The organism is Pseudomonas laurentiana, assembly GCF_014648275.1.
In the GTDB taxonomy this organism is placed as follows: domain Bacteria; phylum Pseudomonadota; class Gammaproteobacteria; order Pseudomonadales; family Pseudomonadaceae; genus Aquipseudomonas; species Aquipseudomonas laurentiana.
The window spans coordinates 215,145-235,014 of sequence record NZ_BMQU01000001.1 but is presented as its reverse complement, the minus strand read 5'-3'; the positions used below and the strand labels follow the sequence as shown (position 1 = coordinate 235,014).

Sequence of the window (19,870 nt, the reverse complement as noted above, 5' to 3'; positions counted from 1 at the left end):
TGGGGTCGAAATTGAACGTCATCATCGCAACAGCGTTCAGTATTTACAACACTTCGACCCACTGCCAGTCCGTCCAGTTGCCTCAATCGCCGGAGTAGACCAACGGTACGCGGCGCAGGTTGCAGAAGATCTGGTAGGGAATGGTCCCGGCCTGAATCGCCACATCGCTGGCCAGAACGTTCTTGCCCCACAGCTCGACCGGGCTGCCAAGGCCGGCTTCCGGCACATCGGTCAGGTCAATGCACAGCATGTCCATGGACACACGGCCAATCAATTGGCTGCGCTTTCCAGCGACCATCACCGGGGTGCCGGTCGGGGCAAGACGCGGGTAGCCGTCGGCGTAGCCCATCGCGACCACGCCCACGCGGGTCGGCCGCTGGCTGATGAATCGGGCGCCATAGCCCACCGGTTCACCGGCAGGCAGTTCACGCACGCTGATCACTTTCGATTCCAGCGTCATGACCGGCTGAAGGCGCTGAGCCTCGGCTTGCGGCACTTCAAACGGCGTCGAACCGTAGAGCATGATGCCTGGGCGCACCCAGTCGCTGGGGATCTGTGGCCAGCCAAGTACCGCCGGCGAGTTACGCAGGCTGATCTCGGCGCTCAGGCCTTGGCGCGCAGCCTGGAATACCGCGACCTGATCATTGCTGGCGTTGCTGTCGAGTTCATCGGCACGGGCGAAGTGGCTCATCAGGACAATGCGGGCCACCTTGCCGGTTGCCTGCAGACGCTGATAAGCAGACGGGTAATCCTTTGGGTGCAAGCCAACGCGGTGCATGCCCGAGTCGAGCTTGAGCCAGACGGTGATCTGTTTGCTCAGGCTGGCCTTTTCAATGGCGTCCAATTGCCACAGCGAATGCACCACGCACCAGAGGTCGTGCTGGACGATCAACGCCAGTTCGCTGGCCTCGAAGAAACCTTCAAGCAGCAGGATCGGCGCGCGAATACCCGCTTCGCGCAACGCCAGAGCCTCTTCGATACAGGCCACGGCAAAACCATCGGCTTCGGCCTGCAGTGCCTGGGCGCAGCGCACTGCACCATGGCCATAGGCATCGGCCTTGATCACTGCCAGGGCCTTGGCCCCGGAGAGTTCACGGGCGAGTTGATAGTTGTGACGCAGCGCTTGAAGATCGATCAGGGCACGGGCGGGACGCATGGCGGCAGCCTTCTGGGCAGTCTGGTTAGAAGTAAAAAACCCGGTGCACGCACATGGCTATGACCACAAGGGCACCGGGTGAGGGATGGGTTACGGCAGTGCGGCCACTACCGATAGCTCAACAAGAATTTCAGGCTCGCACAGCTTGGCTTCGACCGTGGCACGGGCCGGGGCAACGCCTTTTGGCAGCCACTTGTCCCAGACCTGATTCATCCCCTGAAAGTCAGCATCGATGTCTTTCAGGTAGATGGTCACCGACAGCAGACGCGTCTTGTCGGTGCCCGCCAGGTCCAGCAGACGCTCGATGTTGGCCAGGGTTTCGCGGGTTTGTTGCTCGATACCCGCGCTCATGTCGTCACCCACCTGACCCGCCAGGTAGACGGTGCCGTTGTGGGTAACGATCTGGCTCATGCGCTCATTGGTGAGCTGGCGCTGGATTGCCATGTTTTGCAATCTCCTGGTTGTTGCCATAACGGGAAATATCGAGGCCTTCCGCGCTGATTTGCGGTTTTTTGCGGGCCATCAGGTCTGCAAGCAGGCGACCGGAACCGCACGCCATGGTCCAACCGAGGGTACCGTGGCCTGTGTTGAGGAACAGGTTGCGGAACGGTGTAGCACCGACGATCGGCGTACCGTCCGGCGTGGTCGGACGCAAGCCGGTCCAGAAGCTGGCCTGGCTCAGATCACCGCCACGAGGATAAAGATCGTTGACGATCATCTCCAGTGTTTCGCGTCGACGCGGGTTGAGCGACAGGTCAAAACCGGCGATTTCAGCCATGCCACCCACACGAATGCGGTTGTCGAAACGGGTAATCGCAACCTTGTAGGTCTCGTCGAGAATGGTCGAAGTCGGGGCCATGGCCGGGTCGGTGATCGGTACGGTCAGCGAGTAGCCTTTGAGCGGGTAGACCGGGGCCTTGATGCCCAGCGGCTTGAGCAGTTGCGGCGAGTAGCTGCCCAGCGCCAGCACGTAGCGGTCGGCGGTTTCCAGCTTGCCGTCGATCCATACGCCGTTAACGCGGTCACCGGCATAGTCCAGACGCTCGATGTTCTGCCCGAAACGGAACTCGACACCCAGGTTGACCGCCATTTCCGCCAGGCGGGTGGTGAACAGTTGGCAGTCACCGGTCTGGTCATTAGGCAGACGCAGGGCGCCAGCGAGGATATTGGTGACGCCGGCCAGGGCTGGCTCGACGCGGGCAATGCCCTCGCGGTCAAGCAGCTCGTAAGGCACACCGGACTGTTCGAGCACCGCGATGTCCTTGGCGGCGTTGTCCAGTTGCGCCTGGGTCCGGAACAGCTGGGTGGTGCCCAGGGTACGGCCTTCATAGGCAATGCCGGTTTCGGCGCGCAGCTCGTCGAGGCAGTCACGGCTGTACTCGGACAGACGGACCATGCGCTCCTTGTTCACGGCATAGCGGCTGGCCGTGCAGTTGCGCAGCATCTGGGCCATCCACAGGTATTGATCAATGTCTGCGGTGGCCTTGATCGCCAGCGGCGCATGGCGCTCCAGCAACCATTTGATAGCCTTGAGAGGAACACCCGGTGCAGCCCACGGCGAGGCGTAACCTGGCGAGACCTGCCCGGCGTTGGCAAAACTGGTTTCCATGGCCACCGCCGGCTGACGATCGACCACGACCACTTCGAAACCTTGCCGGGCCAGATAGTAGGCACTGGCGGTTCCGATTACACCGCTACCAAGTACCAGAACTCGCATGTTTGTATCCCTCGACGCGGCGCACCGCAGACATTTGTTGTTAATGGCGTAGATGGGCGCAGTATAGGAAGGTATGGGCAGTGCTTTTCACTATATAAAAGCCTATATTTGGCGAGAATTCTCGGCAGAGTCAGCTTTTACGGAGGGGCATCCCCTATGAGAACCCAGCATCAAAGTAAACGTGAACTGGACAAGATCGACCGCAATATCCTGCGCATCCTGCAAACAGACGGGCGCATTTCCTTCACTGAGCTGGGCGAGAAGGTCGGCCTGTCGACCACGCCGTGCACCGAGCGGGTTCGCCGCCTGGAGCGTGAAGGGATCATCATGGGTTACAACGCCCGGCTGAACCCACAACACCTGAAGGGCAGCCTGTTGGTGTTCGTTGAAATCAGCCTGGACTACAAGTCTGGCGATACCTTTGAGGAATTTCGACGTGCGGTGCTTAAACTGCCCCACGTATTGGAATGCCACCTGGTGTCAGGTGATTTCGACTACCTGGTGAAAGCGCGGATTTCGGAGATGGCTTCCTACCGCAAGCTGCTCGGCGACATCCTGCTCAAGCTGCCACATGTGCGTGAGTCGAAGAGCTACATCGTCATGGAAGAAGTGAAGGAAAGCCTGAACCTGCCGATTCCGGACTGAGGCTCAGACCAACACCTGGCGGGTGGTGGCGATGTACTGGTGGATCAGTTGCTCGGCTCCGGGGTCAATCGACTCCTCGGGGCCGCGGCCACGTGGGCACGGCAAGCGTGGCGTAGTGCCGAACAAGCGGCAGATCAACGGCCGCTCTTCATACACCGTGCAACCGTTCGGCCCCAAGTGTACGCAGTTGAGTTCGGCCAGCGCGGCGTCCTGCTCCGCCTCGGTCTTGCGCGGCAGCCGGGCCATTTCTTCCGTCGACGTGGTGACCGGCCCGCAACAGTCATGGCAACCCGGCACGCACTCAAACGACGGGATCTGCTCACGCAGGAAGCGGATCTTGTGGCTGTTGCAACTCATGGCGGCCTGCGCAATATCAGTGTGAGCGTCGATTTTGCCTGACGGTTGCCTCTGCGTGAAAGCGCGGCTTATGCTCCGTCAAGTTTTTCAAACACAATAATCAGGATAACGCACATGAACGTCCGCGTTCAGCAGCCCGCTTCCAGCGCCCTGCATACCGCCTCCTACTACGCTGCCAGCAGTGCCGCACAGCCTGACTATCCGGCACTGCAGGGCGAATCGAGCTGCGATGTCTGCGTGGTCGGCGGTGGCTTTTCGGGCCTCAATACAGCCATCGAGCTGGCTGAGCGCGGCATACGCGTTGTCCTGTTGGAAGCACACAAGATCGGCTGGGGTGCCAGTGGGCGTAACGGCGGGCAATTGATTCGCGGTGTCGGTCATGGCCTGGATCAGTTCACGCCGGTGATCGGCAGCGACGGTGTACGCCAGCTCAAGCTGATGGGCCTGGAGGCTGTGGATATCGTCCGCCAACGCATTGAGCAGCATGCCATCGACTGCGACCTGACCTGGGGCTACTGCGACCTGGCCAACAAGCCCCGCGATCTGGAGGGCTTCGCCGCCGATGCCGAGGAACTGCGCGGGCTCGGTTACCGCCATGAGCTGCGCCTGCTGCAACCCCACGAGATGCATAGCGTCGTCGGTTCCGACCGTTATGTCGGCGGCTTGATCGACAGGGGCTCCGGCCACCTGCACCCGCTGAATCTGGCACTGGGCGAAGCCCGCGTTGCCGAAAGCCTGGGCGTACGCCTGTTCGAGCAATCAACCGTGACCCGTATCGACTATGGCAGTCAGGTGCGCGTGCACACCGCACAAGGCTCGGTCCGTGCCAGCACCTTGGTGCTGGGCTGCAATGCCTACCTCAATGGCCTGAACACTGAACTCAGCGGCAAGGTGCTGCCCGCGGGCAGCTACATCATCGCCACCGAACCATTGAGCGAGGCCATGGCCCGGCAGTTGCTGCCGCAGAACATGGCGGTCTGCGATCAGCGTGTCGCGCTGGACTACTACCGTCTGTCCGCCGACCGCCGCCTGCTGTTCGGCGGTGCCTGCCACTATTCCGGGCGCGACCCCAAGGACATCGCCGCCTACATGAGGCCCAAGATGCTCAAGGTTTTCCCGCAGCTGGCCGACGTGCGCATCGACTACCACTGGGGCGGCATGATCGGCATCGGTGCCAACCGTCTACCGCAGATCGGTCGCCTGCACGATCAGCCCAACGTGTATTACGCACAGGCCTATTCCGGTCACGGCCTCAACGCCACACACTTGGCCGGCAAGCTCCTTGCCGAGGCCATCAGCGGCCAGCACAGCGGCCGCTTCGACCTGTTTGCCCAGGTGCCACACATCACCTTCCCCGGCGGTAAACACCTGCGCTCGCCACTGCTGGCCCTGGGCATGCTCTGGCACCGCCTCAAAGAGCTGATCTAAGGACGCCAGAAGGGTTTCAGCCCCTCATGCAGGGCCTGCTCGCGGGTCAGTCCGACGTCGCGCAACTGCTCAGCGTCCAGTGTCAGCAGGTCACGACGTGAGCGCCAGCGGTGCACCATCAGCGCCCAACGGCCCATGCCACACCCTACGCCAGATACGTCGGGGGCTTGCTGCGCCTGCAACTCACCGCTGTAGACCTTCAGCCGCACATCGCTTAAGCCGTTCATCACGCCTGCCTCCTGAGTAGTTCCGACTGTGGAGCCATGATGCAGGCCGGATAGAAAGCATTACAGATTCAAAACCAACCTATTAACGCCATACAGCATTGGCAAATCTGCCGCTGAATGCTGTATTTTCGTTGCATCTGTATGGGTCAATCGCCGAGTCTTTCTCAAGGAGAGCGCCATGACGCTTTACGTCAATCTCGCCGAACTGCTCGGCGCACGTATTGAGCAGGGGTTCTACCGGCCTGGCGATCGCCTGCCCTCGGTACGCGCCTTGAGTGTCGAGCACGGTGTCAGCCTCAGTACGGTCCAGCAGGCCTACCGGGTGCTGGAAGACAATGGCCTGGCGGCACCGCGCCCCAAATCGGGCTACTTCGTGCCCAGCACCCGTTCCCTCCCCGCCCTGCCCGCGGTCAGTCGCCCGGCACAGCGCCCGGTGGACATCTCCCAGTGGGACCAGGTCGTCGAACTGATGCGCAGCGTGCCGCGCAAGGACGTGGTGCAACTGGGCCGGGGTATGCCCGATGTCGATAGCCCAACCCTCAAGCCCTTGCTGCGCAGCCTCGCCCAACTCAGCCGGCGTCAGGACATGCCCGGTCTGTATTACGACACCATCTACGGCACTCAAGCGCTGCGTGAGCAGATCGCCCGGTTGATGCTCGACTCCGGCTGCCACCTCAGTGCGGCGGACCTGGTCGTTACCACGGGTTGCCATGAGGCGTTGTCCGCCAGCATTCGGGCGGTCTGCGAACCGGGCGACATTGTCGCCGTCGACTCGCCCAGCTTTCACGGCGCCATGCAGACGCTCAAGGGCCTGGGCATGAAAGCCCTGGAAATCCCTACCGACCCGCTCACCGGCATCAGCCTCGAAGCACTGGAACTGGCACTGGAGCAATGGCCGATCAAGCTGATTCAGCTCACGCCGAGCTGCAACAACCCGCTGGGCTACAGCATGCCCGAAGCCCGCAAGCGGGCCTTGTTGACCTTGGCGCAGCGCTTCGACGTGGCGATACTCGAAGACGATGTGTACGGCGACCTGGCCTACACCTACCCTCGCCCACGCACCATCAAGTCCTTCGACGATGACGGTCGCGTGCTGCTGTGCAGTTCGTTCTCGAAGACGCTCGCCCCAGGCCTGCGAATCGGCTGGGTCGCACCCGGGCGTTATCTGGAGCGGGTGCTGCACATGAAGTACATCAGCACCGGCTGCACAGCCACACAACCGCAACTGGCGATTGCCGACTTCATAGAGGGCGGCTACTACCAACCGCACCTGCGACGGATGCGCAGCCAGTACCAGCGCAGCCGTGACCTGATGATCGACTGGGTCACCCGCTACTTCCCGGCAGGCACCCGGGCCAGCCGACCGCAGGGCGGCTTCATGCTCTGGGTCGAATTACCGGAAAGTTTCGATACGCTGCGGCTGAATCGGGCTTTACTGGAGCAGGGCGTACAAATTGCCGTGGGCTGTATTTTTTCGGCCTCAGGCAAGTACCGCAATTGCCTGCGCATGAACTTCGCAGCCCGTCCCAGTGCCGAGATCGAAGCCGCAGTACGCAAAGTGGGGGAAACCGCCATTCGTCTACTGGCCGAGGATGAAGGCTGAGGGTAACGTTGCGCCGCCCTTGCGGCCCCTGTTCATCTCCCTGAGCGGTTAAGGAAACGCCCTTTGAACCACCCTCGGCTCCTGCCTCTAGTGCTATGGCTGGTGTTTGCCCTGGCAGGCTGCGCCAGTGTCGACAGCCCCCGTGAGGTCAGCCAAGCGCTGCCCGCCAGCGACTCGGCGTTCGGCCGTTCGGTCCAACGCCAGGCCCAGGCCTATGATGGTCGCTCAGGCTTCCGCCTGCTGCCCAATAGCAGCGAAGCATTCCGCGCCCGGGCCGAGCTGATCCGCAACGCCCAAAGCAGTATCGACCTGCAGTACTACATCGTCCGCGACGGCTTGAGCACCCGCGCGCTGGTCAGCGAGCTGCTGCAAGCCGCTGACCGCGGCGTGCGGGTGCGTATCCTGCTCGACGACACCACCAGCGATGGCCTGGACAACCTGATCGGCACCCTCACCGCCCACCCGAACATCCAGCTGCGGGTCTTCAATCCGCTACACCTGGGCCGCAGCACCGGTGTCACGCGGACCCTCGGGCGGCTGTTCAACCTGTCGCGGCAACACCGGCGCATGCACAACAAGTTGTGGCTGGTGGATAACAGCATGGCCATCGTCGGCGGGCGCAACCTGGGTGATGAGTACTTCGACGCCGAACCCAACCTGAATTTCACCGACATCGACCTGCTTGGCGTCGGCCCGGTGGCGGAACAGCTAGGGCACAGTTTTGACCAATACTGGAACAGCGCCCTGAGCCGCCCGATCAACGACTTTTTCCTGCGCCAACCAGATGCCGACGACCTGCGCCGCACTCGCCAGAGCCTGGACAGAGCCTTGCAGGAGGCCAGCACCCAGCGCAAGGCCCTCTACGACCGGCTGATGGCCTATCGCACACAGCCGCGCCTGGATATCTGGCGAAACGAGTTGATCTGGGCCCATAACCAGGCGCTGTGGGATGCACCCAGCAAGGTACTGGCCCCGGAAGAGCCCGACCCACAGTTGCTGATGACCCCGCAACTGGCGCCCGATCTGAACGCAGTGGCCCACGAACTGATCCTGATCTCGGCCTACTTCGTACCGCGCGACACCGGCATGCTTTACCTCACCAGCCGGGCCGACGCCGGTGTTTCGGTCAATTTGTTGACCAACTCGCTGGAGGCAACCGATGTGCCGGCGGTCCACGGCGGCTACGCCCCCTACCGCAAGGCCTTGCTTGAACATGGCGTGCACCTGTTCGAATTGCGCCGCCAACCCGGCGCACCTCATCGCCATCCGCTTTACCGTCTGCACGGCAGCTCAGACTCAAGCCTGCACAGCAAAGCCATTGTCATTGACCGCAAGAAAACCTTTATCGGCTCGTTCAACTTCGATCCGCGCTCGGTGTTGTGGAACACCGAAGTCGGGGTGATGGTCGACAGCCCGGAGCTGGCCGAGTACACCCGCGACCTGGCCGCCCAGGGCATGGCCCCCGCCCGGAGTTACCAGCCCAAGTTGGAAAACGGCCGTGTAGTCTGGGTCACTCAGGACAACAATCAATTGCACACCCTGACAACCGAGCCAGGCGGCCTATGGCGCCGCTTCAATGCCTGGATCAGCAAGGCGGTCGGCCTGGAGCGCATGCTTTAAGCGACCATTTTTACCTCAAAGGCATTCGGTCGGCGGGCCAGCAACACCAGGCCAAATGCACCTGCAGCCATCAGCAGAGGCAAGGCATGCCCGCTGATCCACTGACTGCCGGCACCGGCCACCAGAGGTCCGATCAGACAACCAATGCCCCACAGTTGAGCCACGTGGGCATTGGCACGCACCAGTGCATCATCCCGGTAACGCTCGCCAATAAGGATCAACGACAAGGTGAACAAGCCACCGGCACTGGCACCGAACAGTACCCACAGCGGCCAGATCAGCGAGGTGTGAAGCAGCAGCGGAATCATCAGGCTGGAGATCAACAGCACCAGTGCACAACCCGAGAACAACGTGCGCCGCGACATGCGGTCGGCCAGCGCACCAATCGGCAACTGCAGCAACGCATCACCGATCACCACGGTACTGACCATGAACAACGCCATTTCAGTGCCAAAGCCCTGCTGTAGGCAGTAGACCGGCAACAAGGTCAGTATCATTGCCTCGAACGCGGCAAACAGGGCAATGGCCCAGGCGATAACCGGAAGGTTGCGGCAAAACCAGACCAGATCCCCCAAGGTCACCGAACAGGCTTCAGTCGTGGGCGCACCGCTGCGTCCGATCAACAACAAGGGTGCCAGCAGTAACAAGCCTGCGCCGGCCCAAAAGCCGAAGTCATCCTCTGAACCCAAAAAGCCCAGGACCAGCGGCCCAGCCAACTGGCTCAGCGCATAGCTGCTGCCATACAGCGCAACCAGACGCCCACGCCACGCCTCGACCACCAACTGGTTGATCCAGCTTTCGCCAAGAATAAAGACGATGGTCAGTACCATGCCTATCAACAGGCGCAGCACCAACCACACGGGGTAACTGGGCAACAACGCCAACAACCCGATCGACAGCGCACCACCCCACAGGCACAAGCGCATCAACCCCGGGGTGCCGAAATAGGCGGCCAGGCGACTGGCCAGGCTTGCCCCGAACAACACGCCGATTGCCGGCATCGCCGCCATCACTCCGATGGCAAAGCCACCATAGCCCCAACTTTCCAGCCGCAACGAAACCAGCGGCATGCTTACGCCAAGTGCCAACCCGACACTGAGCACTGCCGCCAGTACCGCAAAGTAGGTACCCCAGCGCATTACAGCCCCCTTTTTGTTGTTTTAAGCAGGCACAAACAACACAGCCGGGCTTGCAGCAATGCAAGGCCCGGCCGTATCACTGAACACGCGCGGCACTCAGCCGCACAAGGCTTACAGCTTGATCCAGGTCGCCTTGAGTTCGGTGTACTTGTCCAGTGCATGCAGCGACTTGTCGCGGCCGTTACCCGACTGTTTGAAGCCACCGAACGGCGCGGTCATGTCGCCACCATCGTATTGGTTGACCCAGACACTACCGGCACGCAAGGCCTTGGCCGTCTTGTGCGCCTTGGAGAGGTCAGCCGTCCATACGCCCGCCGCCAGCCCATAGGGGGTGTCGTTGGCGATGTTGATGGCCTCTTCAACGCTGTCGAAGGTGATCACCGACAGCACCGGCCCAAAGATCTCTTCCTGCGCGATCTTCATGGCATTGCTGACGCCGTCGAAAATGGTCGGTTCGACATAAGTGCCGCCGGTTTCTTCGAGAATGCGCTTGCCACCCACCAGCAGCTTGGCGCCGTCGCTGTGACCGGCGTCGATGTACGACAATACGTTGTTCATTTGCTGGGTATCGACCAGCGCACCCACTGTAGTTGCAGGGTCGAGCGGGTTGCCCGGTTTCCAGGCCTTCAACGCCTCAAGCACCAGCGGCAGGAAGGTGTCCTTGATTGAACGCTCAACCAGCAGACGGGAACCTGCCGTGCAGACTTCGCCCTGGTTGAAGGCAATCGCACTTGCCGCTGCTTGTGCGGCAGCGTTCAGGTCAGGGGCATCCGCAAATACGATGTTCGGGCTCTTGCCACCAGCTTCCAGCCAGACACGTTTCATGTTCGATTCGCCGGCATAGATCATCAGTTGCTTGGCGATCTTGGTCGAACCGGTGAACACCAGGGTGTCCACATCCATGTGCAGGGCCAGGGCCTTGCCGACGGTATGGCCATAGCCTGGCAGCACGTTCAGCACGCCCGCAGGAATGCCGGCTTCGATAGCCAGCTGGGCGATACGAATGGCCGTCAGTGGCGATTTTTCCGAAGGCTTGAGGATCACCGAGTTACCGGTGGCCAGCGCCGGGCCGAGCTTCCAGCACGACATCAGCAGCGGGAAGTTCCACGGCACGATGGCCGCGACCACCCCCACCGGCTCACGAGTGACCAGGCCAAGCTGGTCATCCGGTGTGGCAGCGACTTCATCGTAAACCTTGTCGATGGCCTCACCGTTCCAGCTCAGCGCGTTGGCTGCACCCGGCACGTCAATGCTCAGCGAGTCGCTGATCGGCTTGCCCATGTCCAGGGTTTCCAGCAGGGCCAGCTCTTCGACGTTCTGCTTGAGCAGACCGGCAAAGCGGATCAGGGTCGCCTTGCGCTTGGCCGGGGCCATGCGCGACCAGACACCGGAATTGAAGGTGGCGCGGGCGTTTTCAACGGCGCGCTGTGCATCGGCTTCATCACAGCTGGCGATGTGCGCCAGAAGGCGTCCGTCGACCGGGCTGATGCACTCGAACGTCGCATTCGATGCGGCGGCGGTGTATTCACCATTGATGAAAGCACGGCCTTCGATCTTCAGTTGCTGGGCACGCTGTTCCCAGTCCGCACGAGTCAGGGTGGTCATACGAAACTCCTCCTCTTATTGAAGTGCAGCACCGCACGAGGGCTCACGGGTGCTGTCGGAAATTTTGCCGGAGCGATACGGTGCTCGACGGCATCAGACACCCTAAACCAGCGGCACCCAAATTATCAATATATTTGACACAAATAGGCAAAAAGCCTACTCATGTGCAGTTTATTAAACACAATAAGGGAGACCCGCCCATGAAGATTCAGCAGATCGTCGATTTCAGCCAAGCCATGACGGAGGCGGAACGTTACCGCCCAGCGGCAGAAAAAATCCTCAAGGGCGACCCTGAGCAGGCGGTCTACAATCACTACGCCAGCCCCTGCGGACAATTTGCCGCCGGCGTATGGGAAGGCGCTGTAGGCCAATGGACAGTGAACTATACCGAACACGAATACTGCGAGATCGTTCAAGGTGTCTCGGTATTGCGTGACAGCGACGGGCAGGCAAAAACCCTGCGGGTGGGTGACCGTTTTGTCATCCCCGCCGGTTTCAAGGGCACCTGGGAGGTGCTTGAGCCGTGCCGAAAAATCTATGTGATGTTTGAGCAGAAGGCCTAAGCCCCGACGCTCAAAGAACGCAGCAACAAAAAACCCGGCACGAAGGCCGGGTTTTTTGTGTGCCAGCACCCTGAAAGGCTGCCGGCGAGAAACCAATCAATTACTTGATTTTGGCTTCTTTGTAAGCAACGTGCTTGCGAACCACAGGATCGTACTTCTTGATTTCGATCTTGTCGGGGGTGGTGCGCTTGTTTTTGTCAGTGGTGTAGAAGTGGCCAGTACCAGCGCTCGACACCAGACGGATCAATTCACGCATGATTCTCTCCCTTAAACCTTGGCGCCGTTGCGGCGGATGTCAACCAGAACGGCATCAATGCCGCGCTTGTCGATGATACGCATGCCTTTAGCGGATACGCGCAGACGCACGAAACGCTTTTCAGACTCGACCCAGAAGCGATGATGCTGCAGGTTCGGCAGGAAACGACGACGGGTTTTGTTGTTTGCGTGGGAAATGTTGTTCCCGGTTACCGGACCCTTACCGGTAACTTGACAGACTCTCGACATGCCTCAGCCCTCTAAAACCACATGCCCAACCCGGCATGGGTTGGCCGCTTAATCTCTCAGTCTATGGCGCCAGGCGCCGTGTTTCTTCAGGGTCTTATCGGTTATACGCATAGACGCGACAAACCGGGCCCCTAGAAAAGAGCGCTGCTTTATACCAGAAAGACCTGAGTACAACAACAGCAGATACGAATTGCCGTGCAACGAATCATACGCGAACAGCACGGCCGTGGGCCTGGAGCACCCTTGACCACTCGTCGCAAGATTCGCCAAAAAGGATATAGCCATTTAGTCCGGCGCGCACTAGGGTAGGACACTTCCAGACTGCACCGGCAGATGGGCCATCGATCAGCCAAGGAGTCCCCATGCGTCCTGCCGCTCTACCGTTACTGTTCGCCGCTGTGTTTGCGCCTGCGCTGGCTCAGGCGGCGGCATTGAGCGTTTGCACCGAAGCCAGCCCTGAAGGCTTCGACGTGGTTCAGTACAATTCACTGACCACCACCAACGCCTCGGCCGATGTACTGATGAACCGGCTGGTCGAATTTGACGCGGCTCAAGGCCAGGTCGTGCCGAGCCTGGCCGAACACTGGACGGTTTCCAGCGATGGCCTGACCTACGAATTCAAACTGCGTCCCGAGGTGAAGTTCCACAGCACCGCCTATTTCAAACCCAGCCGCACGCTGAACGCCGACGACGTGCTGTTCAGCTTCCAGCGCATGCTCTACCCCGCCCATCCTTGGCACAAAATTGCACAAAGCGGCTTCCCCCATGCGCAATCGCTGCAACTGCCTGAGCTGATCAAGCAGATCGAAGCACCAGACCCACTCACGGTGCGCTTCACCCTTGACCACCCGGACGCGACCTTCCTGGCCACGCTGAGCATGGGCTTCGCCTCGATCTATTCCGCCGAGTACGCCGATCAGTTGTTCAAGGCCGGCACCCCGGAAAAGCTCAACAGCCAGCCCATCGGCAACGGGCCATTCGTCTTTGGCCGCTTCCAGAAGGACGCCAACATCCGCTACCGGGCCAACCCGGATTACTTCGCCGGCAAGCCAGCCGTCGATCCGCTGATTTTCACCATTACCCCCGATGCCAACGTGCGCCTGCAGAAACTGCGGCGCAACGAATGCCAGATCGCCCTGTCGCCCAAGCCACTGGACATCGCCGAAGCCGCCAAGGACGACACCCTGAAGGCCGAAAAAACCGACGCCTTCATGACCGCCTTCGTTGCCATCAATAGCCAGCACCCGCCGCTGGATAAAGTGGAAGTCCGCCAGGCCATCAACCTGGCATTCGATAAAGCCAGCTACCTGAAAGCCGTTTTTGAAGACACCGCCGTCGCCGCTGACGGCCCCTACCCGCCCAACACCTGGAGTTACGCCAAAGACCTGACCGGCTACCCCACCAACGTGGATAAAGCCCGTGCCTTGCTGGCCAAGGTTGGCTTGGCGAAGGGCTTCAGCACCACGATCTGGACTCGCCCTTCAGGCAGCGTGCTCAACCCCAACCCAAGCCTTGGCGCACAGCTACTGCAAGCCGACCTCGGCAAGATCGGCATTCAGGCCGAGATTCGCGTCATCGAATGGGGCGAACTGATCCGCCGGGCCAAGGCGGGCGAGCATGACTTGCTGTTCATGGGCTGGGCCGGCGACAACGGCGACCCCGACAACTTCCTCAGCCCACAATTTTCCTGTGCAGCCGTGAAGTCCGGAACCAACTTCGCCCGTTATTGCGACCCGCGCCTGGATCAATTGATCAGCGCCGGCAAAACCACCAACGACCAGAGCGTGCGCAGTCGCCTGTACCAGCAGGCACAGACGCAGATCCAGCAGCAGGCCCTCTGGCTACCACTGGCGCACCCAACGGCGGCCGCCCTCACCCGCAAAGGTGTGGAGGGCTATCAGGTAAGCCCGTTTGGCCGGCAGGACTTCTCGAAAGTGAATGTGGTCCGCTAGAACCAGCCGTACTCGACCATCGACAAGGGTTCGCCATCGCCGATGATGAAGTGATCCAGCACCCGGACATCCACCAGCTCAAGCGCCGTCTTGAGCCGCCGGGTGAGGATCACGTCCGACTGGCTGGGCTCCGAGACCCCCGACGGGTGGTTATGGCACAGGATCAAGGCGGCCGCATTGTGCGCAAGCGAGCGCTTGATCACTTGCCGCGGGTAGACACTGGCGCTGTCGATAGACCCGCGAAACAGCACTTCAAACGCAAGCACCCGGTGCTTGCTGTCCAGGAACAGGCAGCCGAACACCTCGTGCGGCTCATGACGCAACTCGGCCTTGAGGTAGTCCTTGACGGCCTGCGGGCTCTCCAGGGCCGAGTCCCGGCGCAAACGCTCGGCCAGATGGCGCCGGGCCATCTCCATGACCGCCTGCAACTGCGCGAACTTGGCAGGCCCCAGCCCTGGCTCGGTGCTGAACCGCCTGAGGTCTGCTTCCAATAGCGCTCGCAAGCTGCCGAATTGCTGTAACAGGTAACGTGCCAGGTCGACGGCACTGCGCCCACGCACCCCGGTTCGTAGAAAAATGGCCAGCAATTCGGCGTCCGAAAGGCTGGCAGCCCCTCGCGACAACAACTTCTCCCGCGGCCGCTCCGTGACCGGCCAATCCTTGATGCTCATGCTACCTCCCTGCCCACTGGGTACTGCTGTCCGGCTTGAGTGCTGTGCTATCTTAGCCCCTCTTTTTCTTCGCCGATTTCGCTTCCTACAAGCCTGATCGGCACGTGCAAACCCTGATTTGACAAGGCAAGCCTATGCAGCGGCTGTATCGGAAACGCATTGTTCTCGGCGTCGGCGGCGGCATCGCCGCCTACAAGAGTGCCGAACTGGTTCGCCGACTTCTGGAGCACGGCGCGCAAGTCCGTGTCGTCATGACCCGTGGCGGCGCCGAATTCATTACCCCCCTGACGATGCAGGCCCTGTCCGGACACCCGGTTCATCTGGACCTGCTCGACCCGGCGGCCGAAGCCGCCATGGGCCATATCGAGCTGGCAAAGTGGGCCGATCTCGTGCTGATCGCACCCGCCACCGCCGACCTGATCGCGCGCCTGGCCCAAGGTGTCGCCAATGACCTGCTGACCACGCTGGTGCTGGCTACAGACGCCACGGTTGCCGTAGCCCCGGCCATGAACCAGGCCATGTGGCGCGACCCGGCCACCCAAGCCAACCTTGAGCTGCTGCAAAGCCGCCAGATCCAGGTGTTCGGCCCGGCGTCCGGTAGCCAGGCCTGTGGCGACGTGGGCTTGGGCCGCATGCTCGAAGCCAACGACCTGGCGTGGCATGCCGCAGAATGCTTCAAGCGCGAGTCGCTGACCGGCAAGCATGTGCTGATTACTGCCGGCCCGACCCAGGAAAACATCGACCCGGTGCGCTACATCACTAACCACAGCTCCGGCAAAATGGGCTTTGCCCTGGCCGAAGCCGCGGTTGAAGCAGGTGCCAAGGTCACCCTGGTCACCGGCCCTGTACACCTGCCGACCCCCGACCGGGTGACCCGCATCGATGTGGTCAGCGCTCGCGACATGCTCGCCGCCTGTGAGGCCGCGATTCCCTGCGACCTGTTTATCGCCTCGGCAGCGGTTGCGGACTACCGCCCAGAGGTCGTCGCCCCACAGAAGCTCAAGAAAGACCCGACCACCGGTGACGGCCTGCTGCTGCAGATGGTGCGCAACCCCGATATCCTTGCCACCATCGCCACCCGTCCGGACCGCCCGTTCAGTGTCGGCTTTGCCGCCGAAACCGAACACCTGCTCGATTACGCCGCACGCAAGCTCAAGGACAAGAACCTTGACCTGATCGTCGCCAACGATGTCGCCAACCCCAGCATTGGCTTCAACAGCGAAGAGAACGCCTGCAGCGTGATCGACCGGCAACTGCAAGAAACTCTTTTCGCCCAGACCAGCAAAGGCAAGATCGCCCGTCAGCTGATCGCCTTCATCGCTGAACGTCTTAACCAGGTTTAATCACGCATGCACGCTCTACAAGCCAAGATCCTCGACCCTCGTATCGGCAACGAATTCCCGCTGCCACAGTACGCCACCCCAGGCTCCGCCGGCCTGGACCTGCGTGCCATGCTCAAGGAAGACACCGTCCTGGAGCCAGGCCAGACCCTGCTGATCCCGACCGGCCTGTCGGTGTACATCGGTGACCCTGGCCTGGCAGCTCTGATCCTGCCGCGCTCGGGCCTTGGCCATAAGCACGGTATCGTGCTGGGCAACCTGGTCGGCCTGATCGACTCTGACTACCAGGGCGAACTGATGGTGTCTTGCTGGAACCGCGGCCAGACCGCCTTCACCATCGCTGTCGGCGAACGTATCGCACAGTTGGTGCTGGTACCGGTGGTACAAGCCCATTTCGACATCGTCGAAACCTTTGATGAAAGCCAACGCGGCGCAGGTGGCTTCGGCCACTCAGGCAGCCACTGACCAACCGGGCAGCCCTGGCTGCCCCGCTTACCCCACGGATTGGCGAACTCTCTGGCAGAAACACCGTCAAAGCGTTCAATTTGAGCCTGCACCGCACGCCCTTGAGATTGGAGCTCCCCAGTGATGAACGACATGGCACAGCTGGTACCCACACTCCCTGAAAGCATCTTTCGCGCCTACGACATTCGAGGCGTGGTTGGCGACAGCCTGACCGCCGAGACCGCCTATTGGATTGGCCGCGCTATCGGTGCCCAGAGCCTGGCTCAGGGCGAGCCACAGGTGTCGGTAGGCCGTGACGGGCGCCTGTCCGGCCCGATGCTGGTCGAGCAACTGATCAAGGGCCTCGCCGAGGCAGGCTGTCAGGTCAGCGACGTCGGCCTGGTGCCGACGCCTGCCCTGTACTATGCCGCCAACATCCTCGCTGGCAAATCCGGCGTGATGCTCACCGGCAGCCATAACCCACCGAACTACAACGGGTTCAAGATCGTCATCGCTGGCGACACCCTCGCCAACGAGCAGATTCAAGCCCTGCTGACGCGTCTGAAGACCAACGACCTGAGCCAAGGCCAAGGCCGGGTCGAGCGCGTCGAGATTCTTGAGCGCTACTTCCAGCAGATCACCGGCGACATCAAGTTGGCGAAAAAGCTCAAGGTCGTTGTGGACTGCGGCAACGGCGCGGCCGGCGTCATTGCACCACAGCTGATCGAGGCACTCGGCTGCGAAATGATCCCGCTGTTCTGCGAAGTGGACGGCAACTTCCCGAACCATCACCCAGACCCGGGCAAACCCGAGAATCTGGTCGACCTGATCGCCAAGGTCAAAGAGACCGGCGCGGACCTGGGCCTGGCCTTCGACGGCGATGGCGACCGCGTCGGTGTCGTGACCAATACCGGCAACATCGTCTACCCGGACCGCTTGCTGATGCTGTTTGCCAAGGATGTGCTGGCCCGCAACCCCGGTGCCGAGATCATCTTCGACGTCAAATGCACCCGCCGCCTGAGCCCACTGATCGAGCAATATGGTGGTCGTCCACTGATGTGGAAAACCGGTCATTCGCTGATCAAAAAGAAAATGAAGCAGAGCGGTGCCCTGCTGGCCGGCGAGATGAGCGGACACATCTTCATCAAGGAGCGCTGGTTCGGCTTCGACGATGGTATCTACAGCGCCGCCCGGCTGCTGGAGATCCTCAGCAAGGCATCGGTTGACGCCGAAACCCTGTTTGCCGCCTTCCCGAATGATATTTCCACGCCGGAAATCAACATTGAAGTGACCGACGAAGGTAAATTCAGCATCATTGATGCACTGCAGCGTGATGCGCAGTGGGGCGATGCCAGCCTGACCACCATCGACGGTGTTCGAGTCGATTACCCCCACGGCTGGGGCTTGGTGCGCGCCTCCAATACCACCCCGGTACTGGTGCTGCGTTTCGAAGCTGAAACCGACGCCGAACTGCAACGCATCAAGGATGTTTTCCACGCACAACTGAAGCGTGTTGAACCCAACCTGCAACTACCGTTCTGACCGACTACTGTTCTGACCGACTACTGTTCCACTGGAGCTTTGCATGACCCTCGATCGTGATGCCGCCACCCATGTCGCCCAGGTATTGTCCGAAGCGCTGCCTTACATCCGCCGCTTTGTCGGCAAGACCCTGGTGATCAAGTACGGCGGCAACGCGATGGAGAGCGAAGAGCTCAAAACCGGTTTCGCCCGTGACGTGGTCCTGATGAAAGCCGTGGGTATCAACCCTGTGGTCGTACATGGCGGCGGCCCGCAGATCGGTGATCTGCTCAAGCGCCTGTCGATCGAAAGCCACTTCATCGATGGCATGCGCGTCACCGACGCACAAACCATGGACGTGGTCGAGATGGTGCTCGGCGGCCAGGTGAACAAGGACATCGTCAACCTGATCAACCGTCATGGCGGCAGCGCCATCGGCCTGACCGGTAAAGACGCCGAGCTGATTCGCGCGAAGAAGCTCAAGGTCACCCGCCAGACCCCGGAAATGACCTCGCCTGAAATCATCGACATCGGTCATGTAGGCGAAGTGGTTGGGGTAAACACCGACCTGCTGAACATGCTGGTCAAGGGCGACTTCATCCCGGTGATCGCACCGATTGGCGTTGGCGCCAACGGCGAGTCCTACAACATCAACGCCGACCTGGTCGCTGGCAAGGTCGCCGAGGCCCTGAAGGCCGAGAAACTGATCCTGCTGACCAACATTGCCGGCCTGATGGACAAGCAAGGCAACGTATTGACCGGCCTGACCACCGAGCAGGTCAATGACCTGATCGCCGACGGCACGATCTACGGCGGCATGCTGCCGAAGATTCGCTGCGCACTCGAGGCCGTCCAGGGCGGCGTCAACAGCTCGCACATCATCGACGGTCGGGTACCGAATGCGGTCCTGCTGGAAATCTTCACCGACAGCGGTGTCGGCACCCTGATTACCAATCAGAAGCCGGAGTAACAACCGCACCCCACCCCGGGCAACTCGGGGTGGGGCCTCACGCCCTCCACGTCTCCTCGCGCACCACTCCGGAAACTTCCCTCAAGCAAGCGGGAAATCTCCTACACCATCCAGATCTTCTTCCGCGCTACGCTGATGCCTCTTCACAACGGAGGTTCATCCATGACAGACAAGGATTACGTGCCCTACGGCAGTGACGTCTCGGCAGGTCGCTACGCGTGCGTCGACTGTGGTCATCACTACTCGAACCAAAGCAAGAAGTCGCTCCCTCCCTGCCCGCACTACGCAGCAGGCACCCACCCGAAGAAGGGCTGGAAAATACTCAGCGGCCAAGGCGATGCGGTGGACGATCCCTATCCGAACTGATGGCACACGAGGCAGAGAAGCAAAAAGGCCCTGCAATGCAGG

20 protein-coding genes and 1 pseudogene are annotated in these 19,870 nt (G+C 61.0%); 11 read left to right on the top strand and 10 right to left on the bottom strand.

Annotated elements, in window-relative coordinates; translation table 11 throughout:
* Positions 1-82: 82 nt before the first annotated feature.
* From alr to dadA, 3 genes are all read right to left on the bottom strand, one after another.
* Positions 83-1,156: an alanine racemase gene (gene alr, locus IE038_RS01160; RefSeq protein WP_163937983.1), complete on the bottom strand. Its 1,074-nt coding sequence runs from the start codon at positions 1,154-1,156 to the stop codon at positions 83-85.
* A gap of 90 nt (positions 1,157-1,246) precedes the next feature.
* On the bottom strand, positions 1,247-1,600 hold the full coding sequence (locus tag IE038_RS01155) for a RidA family protein (protein WP_163937980.1): 354 nt from the start codon (positions 1,598-1,600) through the stop codon (positions 1,247-1,249).
* Entirely contained in the window at positions 1,572-2,873 is a 1,302-nt protein-coding gene (gene dadA, locus IE038_RS01150) for a D-amino acid dehydrogenase (protein WP_163937978.1), read from the bottom strand. Before dadA ends, IE038_RS01155 begins: the two co-directional genes overlap by 29 nt.
* 156 nt (positions 2,874-3,029) lie before the next feature.
* On the opposite strand from dadA, the gene dadR reads away from it, so the two are divergent.
* Positions 3,030-3,518: a transcriptional regulator DadR gene (dadR, locus tag IE038_RS01145; protein ID WP_042121505.1), complete on the top strand. Its 489-nt coding sequence runs from the start codon at positions 3,030-3,032 to the stop codon at positions 3,516-3,518.
* A 3-nt stretch (positions 3,519-3,521) separates the two neighbouring features.
* Here the strand turns inward: dadR and IE038_RS01140 are convergent, their stop codons facing one another.
* On the bottom strand, positions 3,522-3,875 hold the full coding sequence (locus IE038_RS01140; protein WP_163937975.1) for a YkgJ family cysteine cluster protein: 354 nt from the start codon (positions 3,873-3,875) through the stop codon (positions 3,522-3,524).
* Between the two features lie 114 nt (positions 3,876-3,989).
* On the opposite strand from IE038_RS01140, the gene IE038_RS01135 reads away from it, so the two are divergent.
* Positions 3,990-5,303 carry an NAD(P)/FAD-dependent oxidoreductase gene (locus IE038_RS01135; RefSeq protein WP_189394976.1) on the top strand — a complete coding sequence of 438 codons (1,314 nt, stop codon included), beginning with the start codon at positions 3,990-3,992 and terminating at the stop codon, positions 5,301-5,303.
* Here IE038_RS01135 and IE038_RS01130 read toward each other — a convergent pair.
* Positions 5,300-5,530, bottom strand: coding sequence for a DUF1127 domain-containing protein (locus tag IE038_RS01130; RefSeq protein WP_163937972.1), 231 nt, complete (start codon positions 5,528-5,530; stop codon positions 5,300-5,302). The two genes, IE038_RS01135 and IE038_RS01130, sit on opposite strands and share 4 nt — an antisense overlap.
* A 178-nt stretch (positions 5,531-5,708) precedes the next feature.
* Between IE038_RS01130 and IE038_RS01125 the strand changes: the two genes are divergently transcribed.
* Positions 5,709-7,133: an aminotransferase-like domain-containing protein gene (locus tag IE038_RS01125; protein ID WP_189394975.1), complete on the top strand. Its 1,425-nt coding sequence runs from the start codon at positions 5,709-5,711 to the stop codon at positions 7,131-7,133.
* Positions 7,134-7,196: 63 nt separating this feature from the next.
* Positions 7,197-8,753, top strand: a complete 1,557-nt coding sequence (locus tag IE038_RS01120) for a phospholipase D family protein (RefSeq protein WP_163939389.1) — start codon at positions 7,197-7,199, stop codon at positions 8,751-8,753.
* On the opposite strand, the gene IE038_RS01115 is transcribed toward IE038_RS01120, so the two are convergent.
* The gene (locus tag IE038_RS01115; protein WP_163939387.1) at positions 8,750-9,892 is read right to left on the bottom strand and encodes an MFS transporter; all 1,143 of its coding nucleotides are present in this window, start codon (positions 9,890-9,892) and stop codon (positions 8,750-8,752) included. The two genes, IE038_RS01120 and IE038_RS01115, sit on opposite strands and share 4 nt — an antisense overlap.
* 111 nt (positions 9,893-10,003) lie before the next feature.
* Positions 10,004-11,497, bottom strand: coding sequence for an aldehyde dehydrogenase (locus tag IE038_RS01110; protein ID WP_189394974.1), 1,494 nt, complete (start codon positions 11,495-11,497; stop codon positions 10,004-10,006).
* Positions 11,498-11,697: 200 nt separating this feature from the next.
* Between IE038_RS01110 and IE038_RS01105 the strand changes: the two genes are divergently transcribed.
* Positions 11,698-12,060: a cupin domain-containing protein gene (locus IE038_RS01105; protein WP_163939385.1), complete on the top strand. Its 363-nt coding sequence runs from the start codon at positions 11,698-11,700 to the stop codon at positions 12,058-12,060.
* Positions 12,061-12,160: 100 nt separating this feature from the next.
* Here IE038_RS01105 and rpmG read toward each other — a convergent pair whose 3' ends face one another.
* Together rpmG and rpmB are read right to left on the bottom strand one after the other, a co-directional pair.
* Positions 12,161-12,316, bottom strand: coding sequence for a 50S ribosomal protein L33 (gene rpmG / locus IE038_RS01100; RefSeq protein WP_013793373.1), 156 nt, complete (start codon positions 12,314-12,316; stop codon positions 12,161-12,163).
* An 11-nt stretch (positions 12,317-12,327) separates the two neighbouring features.
* Entirely contained in the window at positions 12,328-12,564 is a 237-nt protein-coding gene (gene rpmB / locus IE038_RS01095) for a 50S ribosomal protein L28 (protein WP_010225868.1), read from the bottom strand.
* Between the two features lie 362 nt (positions 12,565-12,926).
* Here rpmB and IE038_RS01090 point away from each other — a divergent pair, with 362 nt between their 5' ends.
* Entirely contained in the window at positions 12,927-14,516 is a 1,590-nt protein-coding gene (locus IE038_RS01090; RefSeq protein ID WP_163939383.1) for an ABC transporter substrate-binding protein, read from the top strand.
* Here IE038_RS01090 and radC read toward each other — a convergent pair.
* Positions 14,513-15,187, bottom strand: coding sequence for a RadC family protein (gene radC, locus IE038_RS01085; protein ID WP_163939381.1), 675 nt, complete (start codon positions 15,185-15,187; stop codon positions 14,513-14,515). The two genes, IE038_RS01090 and radC, sit on opposite strands and share 4 nt — an antisense overlap.
* 134 nt (positions 15,188-15,321) lie before the next feature.
* Between radC and coaBC the strand changes: the two genes are divergently transcribed.
* From coaBC to IE038_RS01060, 5 genes and pseudogenes are all read left to right on the top strand, one after another.
* Positions 15,322-16,530, top strand: a complete 1,209-nt coding sequence (gene coaBC, locus IE038_RS01080; protein ID WP_099776335.1) for a bifunctional phosphopantothenoylcysteine decarboxylase/phosphopantothenate--cysteine ligase CoaBC — start codon at positions 15,322-15,324, stop codon at positions 16,528-16,530.
* A 6-nt stretch (positions 16,531-16,536) separates the two neighbouring features.
* Positions 16,537-16,992, top strand: coding sequence for a dUTP diphosphatase (gene dut / locus IE038_RS01075; protein ID WP_065758157.1), 456 nt, complete (start codon positions 16,537-16,539; stop codon positions 16,990-16,992).
* 144 nt (positions 16,993-17,136) lie between these two features.
* A pseudogene (locus tag IE038_RS01070) lies at positions 17,137-18,513 on the top strand (phosphomannomutase/phosphoglucomutase); the annotation flags it as partial.
* A gap of 43 nt (positions 18,514-18,556) precedes the next feature.
* A complete protein-coding gene (gene argB / locus IE038_RS01065) occupies positions 18,557-19,462 on the top strand; it encodes an acetylglutamate kinase (RefSeq protein ID WP_163939379.1) in 906 nt (301 codons plus the stop codon).
* Between the two features lie 162 nt (positions 19,463-19,624).
* A complete protein-coding gene (locus tag IE038_RS01060) occupies positions 19,625-19,828 on the top strand; it encodes a hypothetical protein (protein ID WP_163939377.1) in 204 nt (67 codons plus the stop codon).
* Positions 19,829-19,870 lie beyond the last annotated feature (42 nt).

Coding starts and splice junctions, on each gene's coding strand:
- alr (WP_163937983.1), bottom strand. CDS start 1,156: ATGCGTCCCGCCCGTGCCCTGATCGATCTTCAAGCGCTGCGTCACAAC.
- IE038_RS01155 (WP_163937980.1), bottom strand. CDS start 1,600: ATGGCAATCCAGCGCCAGCTCACCAATGAGCGCATGAGCCAGATCGTT.
- dadA (WP_163937978.1), bottom strand. CDS start 2,873: ATGCGAGTTCTGGTACTTGGTAGCGGTGTAATCGGAACCGCCAGTGCC.
- dadR (WP_042121505.1), top strand. CDS start 3,030: ATGAGAACCCAGCATCAAAGTAAACGTGAACTGGACAAGATCGACCGC.
- IE038_RS01140 (WP_163937975.1), bottom strand. CDS start 3,875: ATGAGTTGCAACAGCCACAAGATCCGCTTCCTGCGTGAGCAGATCCCG.
- IE038_RS01135 (WP_189394976.1), top strand. CDS start 3,990: ATGAACGTCCGCGTTCAGCAGCCCGCTTCCAGCGCCCTGCATACCGCC.
- IE038_RS01130 (WP_163937972.1), bottom strand. CDS start 5,530: ATGAACGGCTTAAGCGATGTGCGGCTGAAGGTCTACAGCGGTGAGTTG.
- IE038_RS01125 (WP_189394975.1), top strand. CDS start 5,709: ATGACGCTTTACGTCAATCTCGCCGAACTGCTCGGCGCACGTATTGAG.
- IE038_RS01115 (WP_163939387.1), bottom strand. CDS start 9,892: ATGCGCTGGGGTACCTACTTTGCGGTACTGGCGGCAGTGCTCAGTGTC.
- IE038_RS01110 (WP_189394974.1), bottom strand. CDS start 11,497: ATGACCACCCTGACTCGTGCGGACTGGGAACAGCGTGCCCAGCAACTG.
- IE038_RS01105 (WP_163939385.1), top strand. CDS start 11,698: ATGAAGATTCAGCAGATCGTCGATTTCAGCCAAGCCATGACGGAGGCG.
- rpmG (WP_013793373.1), bottom strand. CDS start 12,316: ATGCGTGAATTGATCCGTCTGGTGTCGAGCGCTGGTACTGGCCACTTC.
- rpmB (WP_010225868.1), bottom strand. CDS start 12,564: ATGTCGAGAGTCTGTCAAGTTACCGGTAAGGGTCCGGTAACCGGGAAC.
- IE038_RS01090 (WP_163939383.1), top strand. CDS start 12,927: ATGCGTCCTGCCGCTCTACCGTTACTGTTCGCCGCTGTGTTTGCGCCT.
- radC (WP_163939381.1), bottom strand. CDS start 15,187: ATGAGCATCAAGGATTGGCCGGTCACGGAGCGGCCGCGGGAGAAGTTG.
- coaBC (WP_099776335.1), top strand. CDS start 15,322: ATGCAGCGGCTGTATCGGAAACGCATTGTTCTCGGCGTCGGCGGCGGC.
- dut (WP_065758157.1), top strand. CDS start 16,537: ATGCACGCTCTACAAGCCAAGATCCTCGACCCTCGTATCGGCAACGAA.
- argB (WP_163939379.1), top strand. CDS start 18,557: ATGACCCTCGATCGTGATGCCGCCACCCATGTCGCCCAGGTATTGTCC.
- IE038_RS01060 (WP_163939377.1), top strand. CDS start 19,625: ATGACAGACAAGGATTACGTGCCCTACGGCAGTGACGTCTCGGCAGGT.